Consider the following 24,526-nt stretch of genomic DNA (forward strand, 5'->3'; position numbering starts at 1 on the left):
CCGGTGCTGCGCTCGATCCAGGGGCGGATGCTGCTGCTCTCCGCGGTGGCGATCCTCGCCGCGCTCGGCATCGCCGGCTGGGCGATCGCCGGCGTGCTCGAACGCGTCGTCACCGAAGGCATCGACCGGCGGCTCGATGCCGAGATCGCCTTGCTCGCCAGCACCGTCGCGCCGGACGGGCAGGTCGACCGCGCCCGGCTCGCCGCACGGGCCGGCGCCTTGGAGGCGGGGCGCGGCTGGACGTGGCGGATCGACGGACCCGACGGGGCGATCGGCTCGGCCGACCCACCGCGGCTGCGGCCCGGCCCGGTCGCCGCACCGCCGCCGCCGCCGGGCGCGCCCGACGCACCGCGAGCGCCCCCCGCACCGATCGCGGAGGATGCCGCCGCACCGCAGGGGCTCGACGGCGTCGATCAGGCTGGCCGCACCATCCACGCCCGCCGCCTGCGCCTCGTCACGTCGCGGGGCACGGTATCGCTGCTCGCCGCCGCGCCGCGCGCGGTGGTGGCACGGCCGCTGCGTGAGGCGTTGACGCCGCTGCTCGTCGCGCTGGCGATCCTCGCCGCGCTGCTCGCCGCCGCGTCGCTGCTGCAACTGCGCCTCGGCCTGCGCCCGCTCGCCCGGATGCGCGAGCAGCTCGCCGCGATCCGCGCCGGCCGGCGCGAGCGGGTCGACGACGATCAGCCGGTCGAGCTGCGCGGCCTCGCCGACGAACTCAACGCGCTCGCCGCCGATCGCGCCGCCGCGCTCGCCACCGCGCGCCAGTCCGCGGCCAATCTGGCGCATGCGCTCAAGACGCCGGTGGCGACGCTCGCGCTGCAGCTGCGCGACGATCCGGCCAAGGCGGCGCAGGTCGCGCGGATCGACGCGACGATCCGCCACCATCTCGCCCGCGCCCGTGCGGGAGCGACCGATACCCGCGCCAGCGTGCGCATCGCCCCGGCGGTGGACGATCTCGCGCTGGCGATCGGCCGCCTCCACGCCGGGCGCGGCATCACCGTCACGCCGCAGGTGGCCGGCGACCCGGTCGCGGCGATGGACGCGCAGGATTTCGACGAACTGCTCGGCAATCTGCTCGACAATGCCGCGCGCCACGCCGCGACGCAGGTGTGGATCGATGTGCGCGTGGCGAGCGGCGACGCGCGCCGCATCGAGCTAACCGTCAGCGACGACGGCCCCGGCATTCCCGCCGCGGACCGCGCGCGCGTCACCGAGCCGGGCGTACGGCTCGACGAGCGCGGCGAAGGCCATGGCTTTGGCCTCGCCATCGTCCGCGAGCTGACCGAGCTGCACGGCGGCAGCCTGACGCTCGGCGAGCGTGACGGCGGTGGCCTTGCCGCGAGCGTCACGTTGCCGGCGCGGCACCAATCGGCCGGTCAAGCGTAGCGCCTATCCGTCTCCCGTCCGCCGAGGTGCCATGCCGACTCCCGCCCTGTTCCAGCCGATCACCGTCGGCGCGCTGACGATGCGCAACCGCATCGTCATTGCCCCGATGTGCCAATATTCCGCCGAACAGGGGCGGATGACCGACTGGCATCTCATCCACCTCGGCCATCTCGCGCTGTCGGGGGCGGGGCTGCTGACGATCGAGGCGAGCGCGGTGACGCCCGAGGGGCGGATCACCTTCGGCGACGTCGGCCTGTACGACGATGCCACCGAGGCGGCGATGGCGCGGGTGCTCGAATCGGTGCGCCGCCATTCCGACATGCCGATTGCGATCCAGCTCGCCCATGCCGGGCGCAAGGCGTCGACCGACCTGCCGTGGCGCGGTGGCGAGCAGATCGCGCCCGACCATGCCGACGGCTGGCAGACGGTCGCGCCGTCGCCTGCGCCCTTCGCCGAGGGCGAGAATCCGCCGCACGCGCTTTCGGTCGCCGAGATCGAGGCGCTCGTCGCCGCCTTCGCCGAATCCGCCCGCCGCGCCGCGCGGCTGGGGATCGACGCGGTGCAGTTGCACGGCGCGCACGGCTATCTGCTCCACCAGTTCCTGTCGCCGCTCAGCAACCGGCGGACGGACGATTATGGCGGCAGCCTCGACAATCGCATGCGCTTCCCGCTCGCAGTGTTCGACGCGGTGCGCGCCGCCTTCCCGGCGGAGCGGCCGGTGACGATGCGCGTCTCGGGCACCGACTGGGTCGAGGGCGGCTGGGATGCCGAGCAGACCGTCGCCTTCGCCCGTGCGCTCGAAGCGCGCGGCTGCGCGGCGATCCACGTATCGAGCGGCGGGCTCGATCCGCGCCAGCAGATCCCGACCGGGCCGAGCTATCAGGTGCCGCTCGCCCGCGCGGTCAAGCAGGGCTGCGGCCTGCCGGTCGTCGCGGTCGGGCTGATCACCGACTATGAGCAGGCCGAGGCGATCGTCGGCACCGGCGATGCCGACATGATCGCGCTCGCCCGCACCATCCTCTACGAACCGCGCTGGCCCTGGCATGCCGCGGCGCATCTCGGCGCGCACGTCAAGGCGCCCGACCAATATCTGCGCTCGCAGCCGCATCGCTTCCGCGACCTGTTCGACGCGTGAGGCAGGCTGGTTTTGTCAGACTGGACCTGAACCCCGGATCGGAGGATGTAGCGCCAGCTTCAACCTGGAGGGGATATGCCATGACCGATCATCACGTGCGCACCATATTGCCGGTACAGGCGGTACTCGGCGAGGGGCCGGTATGGATCGGGCGCGAGCAGGCCGTGTGGTTCGTCGACATCAAGAGCCGGCATATCCACCGCTTCGATCCCGCGAGCGGCACGGCGCAGCGCTGGGATGCGCCCGATCAGGTCGGCTGGGTGCTGCCGAGCGACGACGGCGGCCTGATCGCCGGCCTGCGCACCGGACTGCACCGCTTCGATCCCGCCGACGGCAGCTTCACCTTCCTGGCGCGGCCCGAGGGCGATGCCGCCGGCAACCGGCTCAACGACGCGGCGACCGACAGCGCCGGGCGGATCTGGTTCGGCACGATGGACGACGCCGAGACGGATCTGACCGGGCGCGTCTATCGCCACGCCGGCGGCACGGTCAGCGACAGCGGCCTCGCCCCGGTATGCATCACCAACGGCCCGGCGATCGCCGGCGACGGCGTCACGCTCTACCATACCGACACGCTCGGCAAGACGATCTGGCGCGCGACGATCGATGGCGACGGCCGGCTCGGCGCGGCGACGCGCTTCGTGACGATCGAGGAGGGCGCCGGCTATCCCGACGGTTCGGTGGTCGATGCCGAAGGGTGTCTGTGGGTCGCGCTGTGGGGCGGCTGGGGCGTGCGCCGCTACGATCCCGCGGGCGCGCTGATCGGCACGGTGCGGCTGCCCGCGTCGAACATCACCAAGATCGCCTTCGGCGGCGCCGATTTGCGCACCGCCTATGCGACGAGCGCGCGCAAGGGACTCGATGCCGAAGCCTTGGCGGATCAGCCGGAAGCGGGCAATCTGTTCGCCTTCGATCCGGGCGTGGCCGGCGTACCGGTGACGCCGGTGGCGGTGTAAGGAGCGCCTTCCGGAGGTGTCGCACCATATTGATGCCCGGCAGGCATTGAGGATATCGGCACGCCCGAACACGTCTGCGCAAGTGTCGCTGCACCTGCCAGAGCATCACAGTATTCCCGCGCGGGCGGGAATCCGGCGGCCAAGCAGACCATCGGGTTACGACTAAGAAGACGCTGGGCTCCCGCCTGCGCGGGAGTACTGCAATACTTCGCCCGTCATGCCGGACGCGTTCCAGCATCCACCGTTCGGCACGAGCATAACCCGACATATTGCGGCGCGACGGCCGCCGGAGCAATCCGAGGCCGCTCGGAAGGTCGTCCCGTAGCGACACGCACCACCCCGGTCTTCGCCGGGGTGATGCGAGGTTCGGGAAGGTTTCGATCATCGTCTGGCGCGACGATCGGTTCGAGGTGATGCCGAGCCTGTTCAGCAAGGCTCGTTCCGCTTCAAACAGAAGCGGGCGGGCGACCAGAGGCCGACCCGCCCGCCTCATGAACGACACTCCCGCCCCTGGACGGGAGCATCCACAGCTTACCGCGGGCTGGCTTCGCGCTTGCCGTCGAGCCGGCGGGCGATGCTCCAGCCGTTGTCGTCGCGCAGCGCGGCGGGCAGCAGCGCCGGCGCGAGGTTCTGGAAGCAGACCGGGCGCAGGAAGCGCGCGATCGCCAGCGTGCCGACCGACGTCGTCCGCCCGTCGCTCGTCGCCGGGAAGGGGCCGCCGTGGACCATCGCCGGCGCCACCTCGACACCGGTCGGCCAGCCGTTCGCCAGCACGCGGCCGACGCGGCGTGCGATCACCGGCATCAGCTTGGCCGCATCCGCCTCGTCAGCGGGATCGAGCTGCAGCGTCGCGGTGAGCTGACCTTCGAGCTTGCCGACCACCGCGATGATCTCGTCGATGCTGGCGCAACGGACGACCACCGACGACGATCCGAACACCTCGTGCGACAGCGCGACGTCGGCGAGGAACTGCTCCGCCGTCGTCTGGAACAGCGCGCCGACCGCCTGGTTGACACCTTCGCCGACCTTGCCGCGCGCGATCGTCGTCACGGCGGAATGGCTGGCGAGCGCCTCGACGCCCTTTTCGAAGCTCGCATGGATGCCGGGGGACAGCATCGTCGCCGGCTGGCTGTCGGTCAGCGCCGCGCCGGCGTCGCGCACGAAGGCGTCGAGCTCCGGACCGTCGATCGCCAGCACCAGGCCGGGGTTGGTGCAGAACTGCCCCGCGCCCATCGTCAGCGATGCGACGTACTCCTTGGCGAGCGCCGCTCCGCGTGCGGCGAGCGCGGCGGGGAAGATCACCACCGGATTGATGCTCGACATCTCGGCATAGACCGGGATCGGCTCGTCGCGCTCGGCGGCGATGCGGGCGAGGGCGAGACCGCCGGCGCGCGAGCCGGTGAAGCCGACCGCCTGGATGCGCGGATCGGCGACCAGCGCGCCGCCCAGCTCGTTCGTTTCGCCGGGAAGATAGGAGAAGACGCCGGCGGGCAGCCCGGCGGTCTTCACCGCCTGCTGGATCGCGCGGGCGACCAGCTCGCCGGTGCCGGGATGCGCGGGATGGCCCTTGACCACCACCGGGCAGCCGGCGGCGAGCGCCGAGGCGGTGTCGCCGCCCGCCACCGAAAAGGCGAGCGGGAAGTTGGAGGCGCCGAACACCGCCACCGGACCGATGGCGAGGTTGATGCGGCGCAGGTCGGGGCGCGGCAGCGGCGCGCGCTCGGGCTGCGCCGGATCGATCGTCGCGTCGAGGAAGTCGCCCTGGCGCACGACGCCGGCGAACAGACGCAGCTGACCGACGGTCCGGCCACGCTCGCCCTCCAACCGGGCGCGCGGCAGGCCGCTCTCGGCCATCGCGCGCTCGATCAGCGCGTCACCGATGTCGAGGATGTTCTGCGCGATGCCTTCGAGGAAGGCGGCGCGCGCCTCGAGGTCGGTGGCGGCGAAGGCGGGGAAGGCCGCTTCGGCGAGCGCGCAGGCCTCGGCCACCGCATCGGCACGCGCCGACGAGAAGTCTGGGGTCAGCGTTTCGCCGCTCGCCGGATTGACCGCGGTGAAACGGTCGGAAGCTTGGCGTGATTCGCCGCCGATCAGCAGGGCGCCGTCGATCATCGGAAATACCTCTCAGGAAATTGTCTGAGTTAATCTAGGCCACCGGCCGCCCCGCGACAATGGCGCACGTTGATCCTCGTCGCGCGTCAGGCTCACTCCTCCGCTTCGAACGTCACGGCCTCGCCGCTGTCCTGCGGATCGAGATCCCAGAGCGCAGCGACCTGTTCGACCGCGCGGCGGGCGATCGCGTCGAGCGATTCGGGGCAGGAGGCCTGCACGTCCCAATTATGCCCGGCTCCCGCCCACGGCTCGGCGAGCGTCGGTAGCATGAAGTCGATGGCGGTCCCCTCACTGTCGAGCGACAGACGCAACGCCGCGCGGTTGAGCTCGTCGCGCAGGGCCTCGGCACCCAGCGTCGGGCGGGGGTGGCCGGCGGCGGCAGCATGTCCGGCCGATCCGGACTGGGGTTCGTCGTCTTCCATGACAGGGCAAGCGCAACAGGATGAGGATCGTTCCGCTACGTTACCCATCGACATTTTCGACCCGAAACCTGCCGCGATGCGGTAGATTGCTGTTCTTCATCGGAAAAAGCGTCAATGGGCGGCGATGCGCTATTTGATCCTGCCCGCCCTGACGCTCGCCACCCCCGCCGTCGCGCAGACTGGCGCGGCGGCCGACGACATCGTCGTCACCGGGCGCGGCCTGCCCGATTCGCCCGGCGAGCGCGCCTTCGACATCGTCACGATCGATCGCGACCGCTTGCAGGCCAATGCCGCCGCGCGGCTCGAAAGCGTGCTCGCCGACGTCGCCGGCCTCCAGCAATTCCGCCGCTCGGACAGCCGCAGCGCCAATCCGACCAGCCAGGGGATCAGCCTGCGCGGCATCGGCGGCAATGCGTCGAGCCGGGCGCTGCTGATCGTCGACGGCGTGCCGCAGGCCGATCCGTTCGGCGGCTGGGTCGCCTTTCCGGCCTATGCCACCGGCCGGTTGGGGCAGGTGCGGGTGACGCGCGGCGGCGGCAGCGGCTATTTCGGCCCGGGGGCGCTCACCGGCACGGTGCAGATCGACAGCGCGACACCCGACCAGCTCGCCCCGCTCGACGCGAGCGTCTTCTACGGCAGCCGCGATTCGGTCGACGCGCAGGGCAATGCCGCCCTGGTCCGCGACGGCGGCTTCGCGACGCTGTCCGCGGCCTATGCGCGCGGCGACGGCTTCGTGCCCACCGTCGCCGGACAGCGTGGCCCGGTCGACCGGCCGGCGCCCTACGAACAGGCCTCCGCCGCGCTGCGCACCGTCGTGACGATCGCGCCGGCGACCGAACTCCAGGCCAATGTCAGCGCCTTCACCGACCGGCGCGAGCGCGGCACCGCTTATACCGCCAACCAGTCCGACGGGGCCGACGCCAGTCTGCGGCTGGTCGGACGCGGCCGCTGGGGCTGGTCGGCGCTCGCCTATCTGCAGACGCGCGCCTTCGCGTCGAGCTTCGCCAGCGTCAACGCGGCGCGCACCACCGCCAGCCAGTCGCTGAATCAATATAACACGCCCGCGACCGGACTCGGCGCGCGGATCGAGGTGCAGCCGCCGGTCGCCGACACCGTCGACCTGCGGCTCGGCGCCGATCTGCGCGACGTGTCGGGCAAGACGCAGGAGCTGTTCACCTTCGTCGCCGCCCGTCCGACGCGGCGCCGCGAGGCGGGGGGCGAGACGCGGACGCAGGGCCTGTTCGCCGACGGCAGCGTCACGCTCGGCGACCTGACGCTGACCGGCGCGGCGCGGATCGACTGGTGGACGATCGACGGCGGCTATCTCAGCGAACGCCCGCTCGCCGGCGGCGCGGCGCTGACCGATACGCGTTTCGCCGACCGGTCGGGGGACGAGGCGACCGGGCGGGTCGGTGCGGCCTGGCGCGCGGCCGACTGGCTGACGCTGCGCGCCGCCGGCTATCGCGGCTGGCGGCTGCCGACGCTCAACGAACTCTACCGGCCGTTCCGCGTCGGCAATGACGTCACCGCCGCCAACGCCGCGCTGTCGCCCGAGCGGCTGACCGGGATCGAGGCTGGCGCGACGCTCACCCCGCTTGCCGGAGCGAGCCTCGCCGTGACGGTGTTCCACGACCGGCTGACCGATGCGATCGCCAACGTCACTTTGTCGTCGACGCCGACCAGCGCGTCGCGCGTCCGCCGCAATCTCGACGCGATCCGCTCGACCGGGGTGGAGGTGGACGCGCGCTACGCCTTCGGGCCGTTCGACGCGCTCGCCTCGTGGAGCCATGTCGATGCGCGCGTGCGCGCCTCGGGTGCGGCGGCGACGCTCGACGGGCTGCGCCCGGCGCAGACGCCGCGCGATGCGGTGTCGGCGACGCTCGGCTGGCGCCGCGAACGCGCCGCGCTGTCGGCGACGCTGCGCCATGTCGCGCGACAGTTCGATGACGATCAGAACAGCCGCAGCCTCGCGCCCGCGACGACGCTCGACGGCTATGCCGCGCTGCCGCTCACCCGCGCGCTGACGCTGGAGGCACGCGCCGAGAACCTGTTCGATGCCCGCGTCGAGGCGGGGATCAGCGGCGCGTATATCGTCGAGCGCGCCACCCCGCGGACGCTGTGGATCGGGCTGCGCGCACGGCTCGGCTGACGCGGGCATCGACGCGGCGGCCGCGGGCGATTAAGCGGCACGCGTGACCGCACCGCTTCGCCTCCGCCTCGATGCCGCAGCCCTTGCCGACAATTGGCGCACGCTCGACCGGATGAGCGGCGCGGCGGCGTGCGGCGCGGCGGTCAAGGCGAACGGCTATGGCCTCGGCGCCACCGCGGTGGCGGAGCGGCTCGCCGCCGCCGGCTGCCGCGATTTCTTCGTCGCGACCTGGGCGGAGGCGGAACGGCTCGCCCCGCTCGGCCTGTCGCTGTCGGTGCTGCACGGCATGCGCGACGAGGATATGCCGCTGGCGCTGGCGGGGATCGCCCGGCCGGTGCTCAACAGCGCGGCGCAGGTGGCACGCTGGCGCGCGGCGGGCGGCGGCCTCTGCGACGTGATGGTTGATACCGGGATCAACCGGCTCGGCGTCGCGCCGCAGGCGGTGCGCGACGGCCTGCTCGACGGGTTGTCGATCGAGACCCTGCTCAGCCATCTCGCCTGCGCCGACGAGGACAGCGCGATGAACGCGCGCCAGCGCACCGCCTTCGCCGCGCTCGCCGGGGCGACCGCGGCCCGGCGGATGAGCCTCGCCAATTCGGGTGGTATCGCGCTCGGCGGCGATTATGCCTTCGATCTGACCCGGCCCGGCATCGCGCTTTACGGCGGCATCGTCCGGCCCGAATATGCCGGGCGGATCCGCAGCGTCGTCACGCCACAGGCGCAGGTGCTGCAACGTCGTACCGTCGCGGCGGGCGAGACGGTCGGCTATAACGCGACGTGGAGAGCGCCGCGGGCGACCGAGGTCGCGATCCTCAACCTCGGCTATGCCGACGGTTACGTCCGCGGCTTCTCCGACACCGGCACCGCGGGGGAGGGGCGCCTGCCGGTGATCGGCCGCGTCTCGATGGACCTGCTCGCGCTCGACGTCAGCGCCAGCCCGGATCTGGGCGAGGGCGATTGGGTGACGCTCGACTTCGCGTTGCCCGACGCGGCGGCGGCGAGCGGGATGTCGCAATATGAGCTGCTGACGCTGCTGGGGCAGCGGTATGATCGGGTGTGGGGCTGATCAGACCGCTTCGGGTCCGGTCCAGACGTCGAACGGCCGTGCCCGAATCCACCGCGTCGCGAGCCATTTGACGCCGCTGCGGACGGGCTCGCCGGCGTGGCGGGCGGTGGTGAGGCCACGGCTTGCAGCGTCGACATTGTCGAAGATGATCGCGTCTCCCACGCGCGGGCGGATGATGAGCTTGTGATCGGGAAAGGTCGTCTCGCCACCGGTAAAATCGTCGTTGAGATAGACGAGCACCGTCGTGACGCGTTGATTACGCGCCTGCGGAAGAATGTCCGAATGAAGGCGGAATTGTTGCCCCGGCCGGTAGCGCAATACGGTCAGCGCCTCGCCTTGGCCGATCTGGGTGGCGCTCAAAGCGGCGATCCGCTGATTGAGGGCGCGGATCACCGGATCCTCGCGCACCGGGCCGATCACGGCCGCGTCCGACGTGCGGATGGGGTGCGGCACCGATCGCCCGGTGCGCGGATCGACCACCACCGCCGGCGCGAGTAGATCGTCGGCCGCACGCGCGATATGCGCGCATTCCGCCGGCGTGAACGCCGCGGCGGCGCGACGCACGCTGCCGTCGGCGCTGAGTGGCTGGATCGGGGGCAGGCTTGCCGGCGCCCCCGCGTCATCGAGCGGCATCGCCGCAAGCAGCGTTTCCAGCTGTCGCGCCGGCGCGTCGCCCGCCGCGACCGCCTCGCCCAGGAGGCGCCTAGCCGCCTGCCAGTCGGCGGCGGCACCGGTGCCGTTGGCAGTGAGGGCGATCTCGATCAGCCGGGCCTCGACGTTGCCGGTAGCCGCAGCACGTCGCAGCGAGGAACGCGCGGCGGGCAGATCACGCGGCAAGGGGCGGCCCTGCAACTGCCACAGTCCGAGCTGGAACAGCGCCTCGCCATCTCCGGCAGCGGCACGCCGTTGAACCTCGGCGACGGCGGTCATCGGATCGATCTGCATGGCCCGACGGTGGACGAAAAAAGGGCCGGTGGAAACCACCGGCCCTCCAAGTTGTGCGGTTTGCCGAAGCGCTTAGAAGCGCGCGGTGACGCCTGCGTAGAAGCGACGCCCGATATTGTCGAAGATTGCGCTACCCGCACCGATGCCGGTCGCGCCGAGCGGCGGCAGGCGATCGGTGAGATTGTCGACGCCGAGATAGAAGGTCGACCGCTCGCTGAAATCGATGCCGAGCTTGGCGCCGATGTACAGGACATCCGGATAGAAGGGGATGTCGAAATCGTCGAGATTCTGCGCCGGGCGGCCTTGAAAGGCGATCCGGTTCTCGATCACACCGACCGACTGCTTCGACAGATAGCGGAACTGGGTGTCGAACGTGACGAGGCCGAAATCGGCGCCGAGGTTCACCGTCACCTGATCCTTCGGATAGCCCAACTCGCCGACGAAAGTATCCGCGAAGCCCGGCTGCAGCGGATTGAGGAAGTTGCTGGCTTCCAGAAGATGCGTGTAGATCACCTGACCCGACAGGCGCGTACCGCCGAAGCTGTGCGCGTAGGACAGGTTGGCGTCGATACCGCGCCGCTTCAGGCTCGCATAGTTCAGCGGATTGTCGAGCAATGCACCTTCGATGATCCGATAGGATTGTTCGCCATTCGGACCGGTCGCGCCGGCGGCAACGCGGGTGAACTGATTGCAGAACTGATTGTTGGTGATCGACGGTGAGTCATAGCAGTTGTTGACGGTCGCCTGTGCACCCGCCGAGTTGATGACGTTGTTGACCTTGATGTTGTAATAATCGACCGACAGGATCAGTCCCGGCGCGAAGGTCGGCGAAATCACCGCGCCATAGGTGTACGAGTCCGACTTCTCGGCACGCAGGTTGGCGTTACCACCGCTCAGGATCTCGAGCGACTGCACGTATTGGTAGTTGTAGCTGGTCGGAATGCCCGCAGCCGCGCAATTGGCGGCGCGGAACTGTGTGCCGCGGCCGAGATTATCCGCCGAGCACGGGTCCAGGAAGCCAGGCGCGAAATTCTGCCCGGCCGATGCATACAATTCGCTGAGGTTCGGTGCCCGCACCGACCGCCCGTAATTGGCGCGCAGGCGGACGCCCTCGACCGGCGCCCAGACGCCGTTGAGGTTGTAGGTGTAAACGGTGCCCGCCGAGCCCTTGTAGTCGGAGACGCGACCGGCGGCGCCGACCGTGACCTCCTTGAGCAGCGTGATGTCCTTGAGCAGCGGCACACGCAACTCACCGAACGCTTCCTTCACCTCGAACGACGGCGGATCGAACCGCGCCAGTGCGTTGTAGAAGGTGTAGCCGGCCTGCACGTAGGGATCGGCCTGGAAGTAGTTCGTCTCGCGACGATATTCCGCACCGATCGAGAAGCCGACCGCGCCGCCCGGCAGGTTGAAGAACTTCGACGAATCACCCGAAAGGTTGGCCAGCAGGTCAAGCTGGGTGATCTTGCCTTCCGAGACGGTGTTGCGCAGCACGTAATTGCGCGTCGCATCGGAGATGCTGCCGACGCCGAACGGATTGAGCGGCTGGCAGTTGGCGATGTCGTTGGCGAGGTTCGCAGCATTGCCGCCGACATCCTCACCGAAGGCGAAGCGGCTGGCATCGAGCTGCGCGCCGCAGACGATCTGACCGGTCGCCGGATTGCGCACCGCGTCGAGTGCGAGGCTCAGCCGCTGCACGTCGACGTTGCCGAGAACGCGGGTGCGCTCCTTGAATTCGCCGTAGTTGGCCGACACCTCGTAGTTGAACGTGTCGGCGAAGTCGCCGCGCACGCCACCGACGATGCGATAGGTCTCGCGCCGTGCATCCTCACGTCGCGAACCAAGATCGGTGAGGTTCTTGCGCAGGATGAAGCGATAGGCGCCGCTGTTGATCTGCGTGCGCAGCGTCGCTGCCTGTGCGGCGGTGATTGCCGCGCCGGTGGTGGGATTGATGCCATTGTTGACTGCCAGCAGCGCCTGTGCGGTCAGTGCCGCACTCGCATCCGCGCTGAGGAACGGATTGTCGAGGCGCGGACGCTCGTACAGCGCGTCGATCGTCGAGCCGGTATAGAAGGCCGGACCCGAGCCGCCGAGGCTGACCGAGTCGACGCGGACATATTTGGCTTCGACGAACGGCACGAACGCGTCCGAAACGGCGAAGTGGCCGACGAGATTGGCCGAATAGCGATCGAGCTGCGGGAGCAGCTGGACCAGCGTGCCTTCACGCCGCGTGTTGCCGTTGCCCCCAATGAAGGAGCCCGCAGGGGCCGCCGACGGGGCCGCTGCCGTACCGTTGGCGATGCCGACGCGCGTGCCGGTCTCCTGGATCAGCGAACCGCCCGGCTGGAACAGATAGTTGCAGGTATAGGCGCGGCCGAGCGGATCGCGGCCGCAGCGCGCAGTGGACGTTGCGCCGAGCCCGGCTCCGGCGAAAGAAACGAGTCCGCCGTCGAAGATCGTCGCGCTGCGCACGTTGCGGAAGAAGACCGCGTCCGGCACGCCGTCATAGTTGAGCTTGCCGTCGACGCCGACACCCGCCGCATCGACGTTGGTCGTGACGAACGTATCGTTCTGGCGATAGGCCTTGCGGTCGGACGCGAACAGCGCCTCGGTGCGGGCATATTCGAGGTTGACCGCGAGGTTGCCACGGCCGTCAGCGAAATTCTTGCCGCCGGTCAGGCTGACGAAATAGCTGCCAGCGTCCTTTTCGTCGCTGACGCCGCCCTGGGCGCGGATCTGCAGGCCTTCGAAATTCTGCTTGAGGCGGAAGTTGACGACGCCGGCGATCGCGTCCGAGCCGTAGACCGCGGAGTTGCCGCCGGTGACGAGGTCGACGCCCTCGATCAGGTCGGTCGGGATCGTGTTGACGTCCACCGACACCGCATTGTTGAGGATGTCAGACCCGACATGGCGGCGGCCGTTGACGACGACGAGCGTGCGCGACGTGCCGAGCCCGCGCAGATCGAGCAGGTTGAGACCGCCGGTGCCGAGGAAGCGCGTCGAGTTCGACTGGCTGTAGGTGCTCTGCAGCTGCGGCAGATCGTTGAGCACGTCACCGATCGAGGTGCGCGCGGTCTGGGTCAGCTCGGCGGCCGACACGGTGGTGATCGGCACGACCGATACCGCGTTGGGCGAACGGATGCGCGATCCGGTGATAACGATTTCCTCGGACGGCCGCGTCGGCTCGTCCTGATCGGGCGCCGCCATCGAGGTCCCGGCCGTGTTGCTGCCGGCCTGCGGCGCATTCGTATCGGGAGCGGTTTGCGCGAAGGCATTGGTGGCGAGCAGCATCCCGCCCGCGAGCGCGCTCGCGGAGAACAACCAGTTCTTCATAATAGTCCCCTGTGTCAGGCGTTTATCGCCTTTGTCAGGGGACCATGTTGGCAAACGCACGGCCGCAGGGACAAGCGGCAATGCCTCCAAAACGTGTCAATCTTGTCATTTAGCTGTAATGTGTCGCCAAAATGACACGATTGTGACCGCCGTCATGTCCAAATGTTGCGTTTACGTCAGCGCCGGTGTCCTGGCGCTTCAGCGCTCCACGCACATCGCGATGCCCATGCCGCCGCCGATGCAGAGCGTCGCCAGCCCCTTCTTCGCATCGCGCTTCTGCATCTCGTAAAGCAGCGTGGTGAGCACGCGCGCGCCGCTCGCGCCGATCGGATGGCCGATCGCGATCGCGCCGCCATTGACGTTGACCTTGTCGGCATCCCAGCCGAGCGCCTTGCCGACCGACAGCGCCTGCGCCGCGAACGCCTCATTGGCCTCGATCAGGTCGAGATCGGCGAGCGTCCAGCCGGCCTTGTCGAGCGCCTTCTGCGAGGCGGGCACCGGCCCGATCCCCATCACCGACGGGTCGACGCCCGCGCTCGCCCAGCTGCGGATCGTCGCCAGCACCGGCGCGCCGCGCTTTGCGGCCTCCTCACGGCTCATCAGCACCAGCGCGGCGGCGCCGTCGTTGAGGCCGCTGGCATTGGCGGCGGTGACGGTGCCGTCCTTCTTGAACGCCGGGCGGACGCCGCCGACGCTCTCCAGAGTCGCGCCGGCGCGGATATATTCGTCGTCCGCCACCACCGTGTCGCCCTTGCGGGCCTTGATCGTCACCGGCGCGATCTCGTCGGCGAAACGGCCGCCGGCGCGTGCCGCCTCCGCCTTGTTCTGGCTGGCGACGGCGAAGGCGTCCTGGTCGGCGCGCGTCACCTGATATTCCTCGGCGAGATTCTCGGCGGTGATGCCCATGTGATAGCCGTTGAACACGTCGGTGAGGCCGTCGACCACCATCGTGTCGACCAGGCTGATCGCGCCCATCTTGGTGCCGCCGCGCATCGTCTGTGCGTGCGCGCTCAGCGACATGCTCTCCTGGCCGCCGGCGACGACGATCGTCGCGTCGCCGGTCTGGATCGCCTGCGCGGCGAGCGCCACCGCGCGCAGCCCCGATCCGCACACCTGGTTGACGCCCCAGGCCGGCACCTCCTTGGGGATGCCCGCCGCCATCGACGCCTGCCGCGCCGGATTCTGGCCCTGCGCCGCGGTCAGCACCTGGCCGAGGATCACCTCGGACACGTCGGCGCCGTCGACGCCGGCCTGGGCGAGCGCCGCCTCGATCGCGATGCGGCCGAGCTCGTGCGCGGGGGTGGCGGCGAAGGCGCCCAGGAAGCTGCCGACGGGGGTGCGCTTGGCGGCGGCGATAACGATCTCGGTCATGATGATCCTACTCCTTTGCGGCCTGTCTACCGCCCGGCAGCGCGGCGATCCAGTGCGCCAGCGGCTCCCACAGCATCGCCCGCCCGCGTCCGCCGACGATCATCCCGACATGGCCGAGGCCGAGGTCGCGCCGATCTTCAAGCCCGGCGGCGGTCGCCGCGGGGACGATCCGGTCGGTGAGCGAGACGAACTCGACCGCGGGGCAGGTGAGGCGCTCCGGCCCGGCGGCGACGCCGCGGATCGGCCAGCCGCCGGTGCCGGGGCGGTCGGCGGCGACGAAGCCCTCGAACAGGTCGCGCGCCGCGGCGAGCGGCAGCGGCTCGCCGGCATTGGCCCAATCCTCGAGCCGGACGAAGGCGCGCGCCGCCGCGCCGTCCGGATCGAGCCGGCCGAACGATTCATATTTGGCGACGGTGCGCGCCGGGTCGAGCCGCCAGAAGCCCGCCTGCAACGCCTCCATCGGCAGCACGCCGAGCGCCTCCGCGGTCGGCGCGGCGGCGTGCCACAGGTCGAGCATCGCCGGCGCGGCATCGCCATAGCCGGCGAAATGCCACGGCGCGGCGATCGTCGCGAGTCCCGCGACCTGCGTCGCCCCCGCCGCGGCGAGCGCCATCGTCCCGCCGAGGCAATAGCCGACCAGCACCGGCGGTTCGTCGAGCTGCTCGATCAGCCGCAGCAGCAGCGATTCGACGTGGCCGGTCATGTCCATGTCGCGGTCTGCGGCCCCCGGCGATCCCCAGTCGACCAGCGCGACGCGGAATCCCTGTTGCGCCATCCAGCGGACCAGCGATGCCTCGCCGAGGTCGAGGATCGCCGGCGGATTGATCAGTGACGGCACGAACACCACCATGCGCCCGCGCCCGCCGTAATAGCGCAGCGACGCGCGCCCCGCGGTGGCGAGCGCCGGCATCGGCGCAGGCGGCGCGGGGCGGGGCGCCTGCTGATAGGCGGCGAGACCGGCCAGCGCGGCGGCGGTGCGCGCCGGCTCCGCCGCGGTTTCGCTGCGCAGCATCTCGAGGAACAGGGGCAACGGCCGCGGACCGTGTTGCGGTGCGAAAAATTGCGGCGTACCATCGGGATCAGTCACGGCAACGCACCGTCGCGCAACAGGGGAGCGGTATGAGGAAACAGGCCAGGGGCGACGGAATCGTCATCATCAAGAAATACGCCAACCGGCGCCTCTACAATACCGAGACCTCGTCCTACATCACGCTCGACCATCTGGCGACGATGACCCGCGACGGCCGCGACTTCAAGGTCGTCGACGCCAAGACCGACGACGACATCACCCATAACGTGCTGACCCAGATCATCATGGAAGAGGAAAGCCGCGGCCAGACGATGCTGCCGGTCAGCTTCCTGCGCCAGCTCATCTCGATGTACGGCGATTCGATGCAGGCGATGGTGCCGGGCTATCTGGAGGCGTCGATGGACAGCTTCCGCCGCAACCAGGAACAGTTCAAATCGGCGGTCGAAGGCGCCTTCGCCCACTCGCCCTTCGCCGAGATCGCCAAGCGCAACCTGCAGATGTTCGAGGTCGCGGCGCAGGCGTTCCAGACCCCGGCGGCGGCGGTCGCGCCCGCCCCCGCCGCGCCGCCGGCGAGCAAGGACGACGAGATCGCCGCGCTCAAGGCCGAATTGTTGCGGCTGAAGGACAAGGTCGAAAAGCTCGGCTGACCCATGCCGCTCCTGTTCTGGGGCGCGGGCGGCACGGTACTGCTCGCGCTCGTCGCCGCCTTCGCCGACCGCCGTCGCCGGTTGCGCGCCGATCCCGACCGGGTCGGCCTCATCGACTGGCGGACGGTGCAGATGGCGGCGCTGCTCGCGACGATCCTGCTGGTCAGCCTCGGGCTGCACACGCGGTAGTTTTTTCTCTTCGACGCGGGGGCGTTTGGGTTCGCGCAGAGGCGCGGAGGGGTCCCGATCGGCGTGTAGCGCCTCTGCCGTTATGGCGACTTTGAATCGCCGGAACGATCAATCCTTCCGCGCCTCCGCGCCTCCGGGTGAACAATTTTTCTTCGCCCGCCGCTCATTCATAAGAAGCGGGGATGAGCCATTGGCGAGAAGAAGATAGGGTTCACGCGGAGGCGCGGAGATGTCTCTATTGCCGCGCACGATTTGCCCCAGTCCTACGAGTGAGGTGGGGCTGCTGGCGCAGCCATTGTCTCTGCGTCCTCTGCGCCTCTGCGCGCATCAAATCTTCAGTAGAATTGCCGCAGCGTCAAGGTCCGCACCGTCCCGTCGCACAGGCCGAGCCGCACCACCGTTCCCGGCGTACCGATCGCCCATTTCGCCAGCGCGCTCGTCGGATAGTCGGCCGTTACCGGCGCGTCGTTGATCCGGCAGATCGTCTCGCCGGCGCGCCAGCCCGCCGCCGCCGCCGGTCCGCCGCGCATGACGTGCAGCACCTTGAGCCGGTCGCGCGTCAGCCCGACGAGCAGCCCGCTGGTCGAGCGCAGCGGCGGCGCATCCGCATCGGGGCCGGGCTTGAGCACCATCCGCCCGGCGCCGGGGTCGAGCAGCACCCGATAGCTCTGCAACAGCCCCGATCCGACCCGACCGGCGACGCCGATCGTCTCCGAAAAGCCCGCGGGCGGCTCGACGCGCGTCTCGACATTGCGGATCTGCTGCTGGCCGATCTCGACCGCCGGCAGGATGGCGAGCGTGCTCACCGTCTCGCCGGCGAGGCCGAAGGAGATGGTCGTCGTCGTCGGCAGCTTGGCGATGCCCGCACTCGCCGCCGACGCCGCCGACAGCGTCAGCGCCGACCCGTCGCCGGTGTCGACGATCATCGGCGACAGCCGCTTGCCCGCGATCGTCGCGCTGCTCTCATAGACGCGGCGCCCGGCCGAGATGGTCAGCGGCGCGATCGCGCCGACGAACGGCAGCCGCCCCGACGGGAGCAGGCGGAAGCGGTGATTGGCATAATCGATGTCGAGCGCATGGCCGCCGGTGACGTCGCGGCCGATCAGCATGTCGACCGCCTGTGCGCTGCCGGTGGCGAGCGCCGGTAGATCGGCGACGGTGACGCCGCCGCCGCTGCGCGTCAGCCCGCCGATCACCAGCCGCCGGGTCGGCAGCCAGCCGACCGCCACCGCGCCGTTGCCGCCGCCGCCGATCGCCGTCGCCTGTCCGTCGGCGGTGATCCGCGCCGGATCGGCGGCGGCGGATTTGCTCGCCAGCACCGAATAACTCACGCCGGTATCGAGGATTGCGGTCACGGGGCGCGCATCGAGCGTCAGCGTGAAGCGGATCTGGTTGCCCGGGGTGAGATCGAACGGCACCCAGCGCGCTTCGCTGTCGGCGGCGAGCGTCGCCACGCCTTCGCGCACCGGAGGCACGGGCGCGGCGGCGATCAGCAGCAGGGGAAGAAACAGACGCATCGCCGGACCCTAACGACGGATCGCCGACGCCGCCACAAAGGCTTGGGGGCAGGGTGGCATCAACCCGGTCGAGGATCGGGCCGAATGTCGCTCGATGCTTGTGCAGGCATGGCCCTGGCGCGATCCACCCACCCATCACCGCCGTCATCGCGGTGAATGACAGCCGCCGCCGCGTCGCCTAAGGGATTGCGCGTGACGTCGCTCCGCCGCCTGTTGCTGGATCATCGCGCGCTGGCGGCGTGGCTGCTGGCGCTGGCGCTCGCCGTGCGGCTGCTCGTGCCGGCGGGCTATATGATCGATCGGGTCGATGGCCGGCCGGTGCTGGCGATCTGTAGCGGTTATGGGCCGGTGCGCGCCGCGCCGATGGCCATGACGATGCCGATGGCGCATGCCGGTGCCGGCCATGACGCGCAGGGCGCACCGCATCCGGTCGCGGACAGCCCTTGCCCGTTCGGCGCGCTCGCGCAGGCCGTCGCGCTGCCGGTCGTGCCGCTGCTGCTCGCGCTCGCGATCGCCTTTGCGATGGCGCTGGCGATGCGGCCGCACCGCCGGCCGGTCCTGCCCGACCGCATCTACCCCCGCCCGCCGCTGCGCGGACCGCCGCGCCCCGCCTGATCCGACCTTTGCCTTCATGACGGCGCGCGCCAGCGGGTGCGCGCCTGGATCAGGACGAATATCAATGCACCTCAGACCAACCGCGGCAGCGGCGGGCCTTGCGCTCGCGCTGGCGAGCCCGGCATCCGCACAACAGGACGACGCCACGCGACCATCGGCGACGCAGGACACCAGTTTCTCGGTCGGCGACATCGTCGTCACCGCCGGCGAGATGATGCGCGCGCCGAGCAACGTCGTCACCTCGATCGACCGGCTCGGCGGCGATGTCGCGCAGCGGCAGAATGTCGACAACAGCTGGGAATTGTTCGCGCGCCTGCCCGGCGTGTCGCTGACCGACTTCAACCAGGGCACCACCTCGGGCCGCTTCTCGATCCGCGGCTTTAACGGCGAGGGCGAGATCAACGCGGTCAAGCTGCTGATCGACGGCGTGCCGAGCAATGCCAACGACGGCAGCATGCCGCTGATCGACGCGGTGATGCCGCTCGACATCGCGCAGATCGAGCTGGTCCGCGGCACCGCCGACCCGCGCTACGGCCTCCACGCGATCGCCGGCAGCGCCGATATCGCGACGCGGATCGGCGGCAATTACCTCGACATGCGCGCGCTCGGCGGCGCGTTCGGCACCGCCGACGGACAAGTGTCGGCGGGGGTCGAGACCGGCCGGTTCAGCCAGAATTACGCGCTCGGCTACCGGCATAGCGACGGCTATCGCGATCATGCCGGGCTCGATCGGCTGAGCTTCGCGGGCAAATGGTTCTACGACTGGGGCGGGGTGCGGCTCGGCGGCATCGCCCGCTATGCGCAGACGCGCGCCGACGAACCCGGCTATCTGACCGATGCCGATGCCTATCGCGACCGCCGCCTGTCCTATCCCGTCTCGGCGAGCGACGGCGGCCGGCGGCAGACGGGCCAGTACAGCCTTCACCTCGATGCCGATCTCGCCCCGACGCTGGCGCTGACCGCCAAGGGCTATGCCAGCAGCCTCGACGACGATCGCTACGTCCGCTTCTCGGCGACCGTCGCGCAGCAGCGGCGGCTGACGCAGGAGCAGCAATACGGCGGACTCGCCGCGCTCCATTACCATCCGCAGGTCGGCTTTCTGCACCGGCTGATGATCGAGGTCGGCGGCGACGTACAGCGGCAGGACAACCAGAGCCTGCGCTGGCTGACCGCCGACCGCCGCATCACCAGCCAGACACGCGATCAGGCCTTCGGTCTGACGATCGCCGGCGGCTATGCGCAGGCGGTGATCGAGCCGGTCGGGTGGCTCAGCATCACCCCGGGCTGGCGCATCGACACGGTGTCGGGATCGCTGCGCAACCGCCTCAACGGATTACGCTATCCCATCAACGATTACGGCACGATCAGCCAGCCCAAGCTCAGCGTCGCGGTCATGCCGCTCGCCGGCCTTACCGCTTACGGCAATTACGGGCGGACGTTCCAGATCGGCGTCGGCGCGGGCTCCTATCGCGTGCCGCCGCGGATCACCAATCTCGCGCCGTCGATCAACGAAGGCTGGGAGGCAGGCGTCAAATATGCACGTGGCCGCTGGCTCGAGACGCGGGTCGCGCTGTGGCAGCAGACCGCGAGCGGCGAGATCAAGCGCCGGCTCAACGATCCCTCGGGCGACAGCGACAATCTCGGCAGGACACGCCGGCGCGGGGTCGACGTCCAGCTCAACCTGACGCCGGTGCGCGGCGCGACGCTGTGGGGCGCCTATTCCTACCAGCATGCGCGGATCGTCACCCCCGATCCGGCGACGCCGTCGCAGGCGGGCAATTGGATCGACCATGTCCCCCAGAACCTGTTCTCGGGCGGTGTCGACCTCGTCCCCGCCGAACGCTGGCGGCTGTCGCTGTCGGGCAACGGCCAGTCGAGCTATCATCTCACCCCGGCCAACAGCCTGCCGCGCTATGGCGATTATCTGGTGGTCAACGGTGAGGTGGCGTGGCGGCTGCGACCGCAGCTGGAGCTCGCCGCGCAGCTCAAGAACATCGGCAACCGGCATTACGAATATGCGTGGTACGACGGCACGCAGGTGCTGCACTCGCCCGCCGATCCGCGCGCGCTCTACGGCAGCCTGCGGCTGACGCTGTGAGCGCGCGCGGTATCGTCCGCCGGGTGCATCTGTGGCTGGGGCTGAGCGTCGGCGCATTGTTCGTGCTGACCGGGCTGACCGGCAGCCTGCTCGTCTTCTACCCGGCGATCGACGGTGCGCTGCACCCCGGCCTCGCGCGGGTGGCGGCGGGCGCACGGCCGGCGTCGTGGCAGGCGGTATATGACGCGCTGCGCCGCGCCGAACCGGGGCGTGACGGGGCATGGCGGATCGAGGTGACGCCCGACGGCGGGCCGATCCCGGTCCGCTATTACGCCGCCCGCGAGACGCGCGCGCGTGCCTTCGCGCCGCTGATGCTGTGGCTCGATCCGGTACGGCTGACGGTGGTGCGGCGCGGTTTCTGGGGCGGCTATGCGACGACCTGGCTCTACGATCTCCATTACCGGCTGCTGCTCAAAAAGCCGGGGGCGCTGGTGATGGGGATCGCCGGGATCGTCATGCTGGCGATGCTGGTCAGCGGATTGTGGGCGTGGTGGCCGCGACCCGGCGGCTGGCGACGCTCGCTTGCGTGGAAGCGGGAGGCGGCGCGCTCGCGGCGCCTGTACGACTGGCACAAATGGGCGGGGATCGGCAGCGCCCTGGTGCTGGTCGTCGTCGCCGCGACCGGCGTGCTGCTCGACCTGCCCGATCAGGTCCATCCGCTCGTCGCGCGCGCCTCGCCGCTGTTCGCGACGCCGCGGCTGCGCAGCGTCCCGAACGGCCCGCCGCTGCCGCTCGATACGCTGGTCGACCGCGCGGAGCGGGCGCTGCCTGGCGGCGCGCTGGCGTGGATCGAGACGCCGGCGGACGCGCATGGCGTGGTGCGCGTCAACCTCGCGCTGCCGGGCGAGCCGAGCCGCCGCTTCCCGCGCAGCAACGTCTGGCTCGATCCCTATACCGGGCGGGTGCTCGCGGTGCGCGACGCGCGGCGCGACGGCGGCGGCGATACGCTGCTCGACTGGCTGCACCCGCTGCACGATGGCGAGGCCTTCGGACTGGCGGGACGCTGGCTGGCGTTCGTCTCCGGGCTGGTGCCGGCGGTGCTGTTCGTCACCGGTGTGTGGCGGTGGCGGGGGCGGGGGCGGGCTCGAGCGAGGGCGGAGGCGCGCTAGGCGCCGCCTTATTTCATCAGCACCAGTTCCTCCGCCATCGTCGGGTGCAGCGCGACCGTCTCGTCGAACTGCGCCTTGGTCAGCCCCGCCTTGACCGCGATCGCCGCCGCCTGGAGGATTTCCGGCACGTCGGGGCCTATCATGTGCAGGCCGACGATCCGCCCGGTCTCGCCGTCGCAGACCATCTTGTAGAGCGCCCGCTCGTTGCGCCCGGCGAGCACGTTCTTCATCGGCCGGAAGTCGGACGAGTAGACGCGGATCGAGCCGAGCTTCTGCTTCGCCTCGCTCTCGGTCAGGCCGACGCCCGCCATCGGCGGATGGCTGAACACTGCCGAGGGGATGTTGGTGTAATCGACGCTGGTCGGCTTGTTGCCGTAGAAGGTGTCAGCGAACGCCTGGCCCTCGCGGATCGCCACCGGGGTCAGCTGGATGCGGTTGGTGACGTCGCCGATTGCGAAGATGCTGTCGATGCTCGACCGGTTCTGCGCATCGACGACGATCGCACCCCTGTCGAGCGCGACGCCTGCTGCCTCGAGCCCGAGGTCGCGGGTATTCGGTACGCGGCCGGTGGCGAACATCACCATGTCGACGGTGACCGGCTCGTGGTTGCTCATATGCACCGTCAGGCAGCCGTCCTCGCCCTTGACCAGTTGCTGGAAGGTCGCGTCGAACTTGAATTCGAGGCCCTTCATCATGCTGATCTGCAACAGCCGGTCGCGGATCGACAGGTCGTAGCCGCGCAGGATGTCCTGCGTCCGGTTCATGATCGTGACGTGCGCGCCGAGCTGATGGAAGATGCCGGCGAATTCGTTGGCGATATAGCCGGCACCGGCGATCAGGATGCGCTTGGGGATGGCATCGAGGTGGAACGCCTCGTTGCTGGTGATGCCGTGCTCCGCACCGGGGCAGTCGGGCACCGCCGGATGCGCGCCGACCGCGACGAGGATGCGCTCGGCCGTCTTCTCGCTGCCGTCGGCGAGGCGGACGCTGTGCGGGCCGGTGACGACGGCGCGCTGGTGGATGATCTCGACGCCGTGATTCTCCAGCGTCTGCGTATAGGCGCCGTTGATCCGGTCGACCTCCTCCAGCACATTGTCGCGTAGCGTCGGCCAGTCGAAGGCGCATTCGTCGGGCACCTGCCAGCCGAAGCGCTTGGCGTCCTTGAGGTCCTCGGCGAAATGCGCACCGTAGATCAGCAGCTTCTTGGGCACGCAGCCGCGGATGACGCAGGTGCCGCCGACGCGATATTCCTCGGCGACCGCGACCCTGGCGCCGTGCGCCGCGGCGACGCGGCTGGCGCGTGTGCCGCCCGATCCTGCGCCGATGACGAACAGGTCGTAATCATAGTCAGCCATTATACACTCCGGGAGCGTCGAGCGCCGACCGAAGGCCGAGATGCTGGACGAAGGGGTCGAAATCACGATCGCTATACAATAGCGGCAGGCGATCAAGGATGCATCACGTCGCGATCAGCGTGTCGATCGTCTTGCGGACGGTGATGCCGCGGCTGCGCAGGTGGCGATAGTGGCGTGCCGCTTCGATGGCGACGCGGTGGTCGCTGACGAAAACGAATTCGAACGCCGACAACGCCGCCAGAGCGGACGAGAATTCCCGTTGATCGCGTGTGCCCTGCAACACTTCCGTGAGGATGAGATCGCCGACCAGGAGCTTACCATGCCGGGCCGTGATCGCCCGCAACGCGGTGGTGTGCCGCGTAACACGATGCGCTAGGTGATCGATCCATACCGATGAATCAACAAGTACGATCACTTCGCCGGGATGTACTTGCTGGTCCGCATGTCGTCGAGGTCACCTTCCCAGCCTAACCCCTGAAGGGCGTCCAGCGCCGCCAGTTGACGCTTGACCCGAAGATACTCCCTCAACGCATAGGATACTGCTTGCTCGGCGGTAGTGGCGTTCGCTACCTGCATTGCTTCCGTGACCAATGCATCATCGATTTGGACGTGCATGTCTTAGACTCCGCCGATACCTCAATATAGAGGCATCGCGACGCAGCGACAACGTCACCGCTCGCCGGCGCGGCGCATCGGCATGGCGTCGATCGTTTCGGCGAGCATCTCGGCCGCGATCGGCGTGGCCTTGCGCAGCTTGACGCCGCCGTCCTTGCCGATCAGCACCGCGGCGAACCGGTCCGCCGGCATCCGGTAGCGCCGGCGCAACGCCGTCGCCGTATCGGCCGCGCCGGTGACGCGGTCGCCGATCACCGTCACCACGGTGAGGTCGCGCTCGCGCGCCGCTGCATCCCAGCCGGCAAGCGCGTGGCGCTGCGCCACGAGCGCGGGATCGTCCGCGCGCGGTGCCGTCATCACCAGCACGCGCCGCTGCCAGCGCATGGCGGCGACCGTCGTCGGCGACGGAGCGGCTGGGGCGGGTGCAAGCGCCGCGGCGAGGAGGAGCGGGATCATCCGACGTCAACGCCCGACGA

General features: G+C 69.8%; 21 protein-coding genes. 10 read left to right on the forward strand and 11 right to left on the reverse strand.

Annotation, left to right across the window (positions count from 1 at the left end):
* The first annotated feature begins 3 nt into the window (after nucleotides 1-3).
* The 3 genes from BW41_RS03250 (at nucleotide 4) to BW41_RS03260 (ending at nucleotide 3,477) form a co-directional block, all read left to right on the forward strand.
* Nucleotides 4-1,386: a sensor histidine kinase gene (locus BW41_RS03250; protein ID WP_327195559.1), complete on the forward strand. Its 1,383-nt coding sequence runs from the start codon at nucleotides 4-6 to the stop codon at nucleotides 1,384-1,386.
* Between the two features lie 31 nt (nucleotides 1,387-1,417).
* Nucleotides 1,418-2,521: an NADH:flavin oxidoreductase/NADH oxidase gene (locus BW41_RS03255; protein ID WP_037531398.1), complete on the forward strand. Its 1,104-nt coding sequence runs from the start codon at nucleotides 1,418-1,420 to the stop codon at nucleotides 2,519-2,521.
* Nucleotides 2,522-2,601: 80 nt separating this feature from the next.
* Entirely contained in the window at nucleotides 2,602-3,477 is an 876-nt protein-coding gene (locus tag BW41_RS03260; protein WP_037531401.1) for an SMP-30/gluconolactonase/LRE family protein, read from the forward strand.
* A 531-nt stretch (nucleotides 3,478-4,008) separates the two neighbouring features.
* Here the strand turns inward: BW41_RS03260 and BW41_RS03265 are convergent.
* A complete protein-coding gene (locus BW41_RS03265) occupies nucleotides 4,009-5,589 on the reverse strand; it encodes an aldehyde dehydrogenase (NADP(+)) (RefSeq protein ID WP_037531403.1) in 1,581 nt (526 codons plus the stop codon).
* Nucleotides 5,590-5,681: 92 nt separating this feature from the next.
* Nucleotides 5,682-6,011: a hypothetical protein gene (locus tag BW41_RS03270; protein WP_037531404.1), complete on the reverse strand. Its 330-nt coding sequence runs from the start codon at nucleotides 6,009-6,011 to the stop codon at nucleotides 5,682-5,684.
* Nucleotides 6,012-6,135: 124 nt separating this feature from the next.
* Between BW41_RS03270 and BW41_RS03275 the strand changes: the two genes are divergently transcribed.
* Nucleotides 6,136-8,160, forward strand: a complete 2,025-nt coding sequence (locus BW41_RS03275) for a TonB-dependent receptor (RefSeq protein ID WP_152542096.1) — start codon at nucleotides 6,136-6,138, stop codon at nucleotides 8,158-8,160.
* A 43-nt stretch (nucleotides 8,161-8,203) separates the two neighbouring features.
* Nucleotides 8,204-9,226 carry an alanine racemase gene (locus BW41_RS03280; protein WP_037531406.1) on the forward strand — a complete coding sequence of 341 codons (1,023 nt, stop codon included), beginning with the start codon at nucleotides 8,204-8,206 and terminating at the stop codon, nucleotides 9,224-9,226.
* On the opposite strand, the gene BW41_RS03285 is transcribed toward BW41_RS03280, so the two are convergent.
* The 4 genes from BW41_RS03285 to BW41_RS03300 form a co-directional block, all read right to left on the reverse strand.
* A complete protein-coding gene (locus BW41_RS03285) occupies nucleotides 9,227-10,156 on the reverse strand; it encodes a 2OG-Fe(II) oxygenase (RefSeq protein ID WP_235199492.1) in 930 nt (309 codons plus the stop codon). It lies immediately after the preceding gene.
* Nucleotides 10,157-10,243: 87 nt separating this feature from the next.
* Nucleotides 10,244-13,504: a TonB-dependent receptor domain-containing protein gene (locus BW41_RS03290; RefSeq protein WP_037531408.1), complete on the reverse strand. Its 3,261-nt coding sequence runs from the start codon at nucleotides 13,502-13,504 to the stop codon at nucleotides 10,244-10,246.
* Between the two features lie 198 nt (nucleotides 13,505-13,702).
* Nucleotides 13,703-14,875, reverse strand: a complete 1,173-nt coding sequence (locus tag BW41_RS03295; RefSeq protein ID WP_037531411.1) for an acetyl-CoA C-acetyltransferase — start codon at nucleotides 14,873-14,875, stop codon at nucleotides 13,703-13,705.
* A gap of 7 nt (nucleotides 14,876-14,882) precedes the next feature.
* On the reverse strand, nucleotides 14,883-15,887 hold the full coding sequence (locus BW41_RS03300) for an alpha/beta fold hydrolase (protein WP_051583227.1): 1,005 nt from the start codon (nucleotides 15,885-15,887) through the stop codon (nucleotides 14,883-14,885).
* Between the two features lie 107 nt (nucleotides 15,888-15,994).
* On the opposite strand from BW41_RS03300, the gene phaR reads away from it, so the two are divergent.
* Together phaR and BW41_RS03310 are read left to right on the forward strand one after the other, a co-directional pair.
* Complete coding sequence (gene phaR, locus BW41_RS03305) at nucleotides 15,995-16,552, forward strand: polyhydroxyalkanoate synthesis repressor PhaR (protein WP_037531415.1); 558 nt, start codon at nucleotides 15,995-15,997, stop codon at nucleotides 16,550-16,552.
* Between the two features lie 3 nt (nucleotides 16,553-16,555).
* Nucleotides 16,556-16,741 carry a hypothetical protein gene (locus BW41_RS03310; protein ID WP_037531418.1) on the forward strand — a complete coding sequence of 62 codons (186 nt, stop codon included), beginning with the start codon at nucleotides 16,556-16,558 and terminating at the stop codon, nucleotides 16,739-16,741.
* A 335-nt stretch (nucleotides 16,742-17,076) separates the two neighbouring features.
* Here BW41_RS03310 and BW41_RS03315 read toward each other — a convergent pair whose 3' ends face one another.
* Nucleotides 17,077-18,258: an aspartyl protease family protein gene (locus BW41_RS03315; RefSeq protein WP_037531420.1), complete on the reverse strand. Its 1,182-nt coding sequence runs from the start codon at nucleotides 18,256-18,258 to the stop codon at nucleotides 17,077-17,079.
* Nucleotides 18,259-18,450: 192 nt separating this feature from the next.
* On the opposite strand from BW41_RS03315, the gene BW41_RS20850 reads away from it, so the two are divergent.
* The 3 genes from BW41_RS20850 to BW41_RS03330 all read left to right on the forward strand — a co-directional run bounded on the left by BW41_RS20850 (nucleotide 18,451) and on the right by BW41_RS03330 (nucleotide 22,080).
* Entirely contained in the window at nucleotides 18,451-18,873 is a 423-nt protein-coding gene (locus BW41_RS20850) for a DUF2946 family protein (protein WP_037531421.1), read from the forward strand.
* Nucleotides 18,874-18,937: 64 nt separating this feature from the next.
* Nucleotides 18,938-20,971, forward strand: coding sequence for a TonB-dependent receptor (locus tag BW41_RS03325; RefSeq protein WP_037531423.1), 2,034 nt, complete (start codon nucleotides 18,938-18,940; stop codon nucleotides 20,969-20,971).
* Entirely contained in the window at nucleotides 20,968-22,080 is a 1,113-nt protein-coding gene (locus BW41_RS03330) for a PepSY-associated TM helix domain-containing protein (RefSeq protein ID WP_037531425.1), read from the forward strand. The genes BW41_RS03325 and BW41_RS03330 overlap by 4 nt, the downstream gene beginning before the upstream one ends.
* Before the next feature lie 8 nt (nucleotides 22,081-22,088).
* On the opposite strand, the gene gorA is transcribed toward BW41_RS03330, so the two are convergent.
* The 4 genes from gorA to BW41_RS03350 all read right to left on the reverse strand — a co-directional run bounded on the left by gorA (nucleotide 22,089) and on the right by BW41_RS03350 (nucleotide 24,506).
* Nucleotides 22,089-23,435: a glutathione-disulfide reductase gene (gorA, locus tag BW41_RS03335; protein ID WP_037531428.1), complete on the reverse strand. Its 1,347-nt coding sequence runs from the start codon at nucleotides 23,433-23,435 to the stop codon at nucleotides 22,089-22,091.
* Nucleotides 23,436-23,538: 103 nt separating this feature from the next.
* Nucleotides 23,539-23,850, reverse strand: coding sequence for a type II toxin-antitoxin system VapC family toxin (vapC, locus tag BW41_RS03340; RefSeq protein ID WP_235199493.1), 312 nt, complete (start codon nucleotides 23,848-23,850; stop codon nucleotides 23,539-23,541).
* Entirely contained in the window at nucleotides 23,847-24,050 is a 204-nt protein-coding gene (locus tag BW41_RS03345; protein WP_037531430.1) for a type II toxin-antitoxin system VapB family antitoxin, read from the reverse strand. The genes vapC and BW41_RS03345 overlap by 4 nt, the downstream gene beginning before the upstream one ends.
* Before the next feature lie 54 nt (nucleotides 24,051-24,104).
* Nucleotides 24,105-24,506, reverse strand: a complete 402-nt coding sequence (locus BW41_RS03350) for a DUF4174 domain-containing protein (RefSeq protein WP_037531432.1) — start codon at nucleotides 24,504-24,506, stop codon at nucleotides 24,105-24,107.
* Nucleotides 24,507-24,526: the final 20 nt, after the last annotated feature.

Origin of the sequence: Sphingomonas sp. RIT328, from assembly GCF_000632225.1 — a bacterium.
Classification (GTDB): domain Bacteria; phylum Pseudomonadota; class Alphaproteobacteria; order Sphingomonadales; family Sphingomonadaceae; genus Sphingomonas; species Sphingomonas kyungheensis.

Bases quoted from the DNA above. Each gene is read 5' to 3' on its own strand.
- BW41_RS03255 (WP_037531398.1), top strand. From the start codon at position 1,418: ATGCCGACTCCCGCCCTGTTCCAGCCGATCACCGTCGGCGCGCTGACG.
- BW41_RS03260 (WP_037531401.1), top strand. From the start codon at position 2,602: ATGACCGATCATCACGTGCGCACCATATTGCCGGTACAGGCGGTACTC.
- BW41_RS03265 (WP_037531403.1), bottom strand. From the start codon at position 5,589: ATGATCGACGGCGCCCTGCTGATCGGCGGCGAATCACGCCAAGCTTCC.
- BW41_RS03270 (WP_037531404.1), bottom strand. From the start codon at position 6,011: ATGGAAGACGACGAACCCCAGTCCGGATCGGCCGGACATGCTGCCGCC.
- BW41_RS03275 (WP_152542096.1), top strand. From the start codon at position 6,136: ATGCGCTATTTGATCCTGCCCGCCCTGACGCTCGCCACCCCCGCCGTC.
- BW41_RS03285 (WP_235199492.1), bottom strand. From the start codon at position 10,156: ATGACCGCCGTCGCCGAGGTTCAACGGCGTGCCGCTGCCGGAGATGGC.
- BW41_RS03290 (WP_037531408.1), bottom strand. From the start codon at position 13,504: ATGAAGAACTGGTTGTTCTCCGCGAGCGCGCTCGCGGGCGGGATGCTG.
- BW41_RS03295 (WP_037531411.1), bottom strand. From the start codon at position 14,875: ATGACCGAGATCGTTATCGCCGCCGCCAAGCGCACCCCCGTCGGCAGC.
- BW41_RS03300 (WP_051583227.1), bottom strand. From the start codon at position 15,887: ATGCTGCGCAGCGAAACCGCGGCGGAGCCGGCGCGCACCGCCGCCGCG.
- phaR (WP_037531415.1), top strand. From the start codon at position 15,995: ATGAGGAAACAGGCCAGGGGCGACGGAATCGTCATCATCAAGAAATAC.
- BW41_RS03310 (WP_037531418.1), top strand. From the start codon at position 16,556: ATGCCGCTCCTGTTCTGGGGCGCGGGCGGCACGGTACTGCTCGCGCTC.
- BW41_RS03315 (WP_037531420.1), bottom strand. From the start codon at position 18,258: ATGCGTCTGTTTCTTCCCCTGCTGCTGATCGCCGCCGCGCCCGTGCCT.
- BW41_RS03325 (WP_037531423.1), top strand. From the start codon at position 18,938: ATGCACCTCAGACCAACCGCGGCAGCGGCGGGCCTTGCGCTCGCGCTG.
- gorA (WP_037531428.1), bottom strand. From the start codon at position 23,435: ATGGCTGACTATGATTACGACCTGTTCGTCATCGGCGCAGGATCGGGC.
- BW41_RS03345 (WP_037531430.1), bottom strand. From the start codon at position 24,050: ATGCACGTCCAAATCGATGATGCATTGGTCACGGAAGCAATGCAGGTA.
- BW41_RS03350 (WP_037531432.1), bottom strand. From the start codon at position 24,506: ATGATCCCGCTCCTCCTCGCCGCGGCGCTTGCACCCGCCCCAGCCGCT.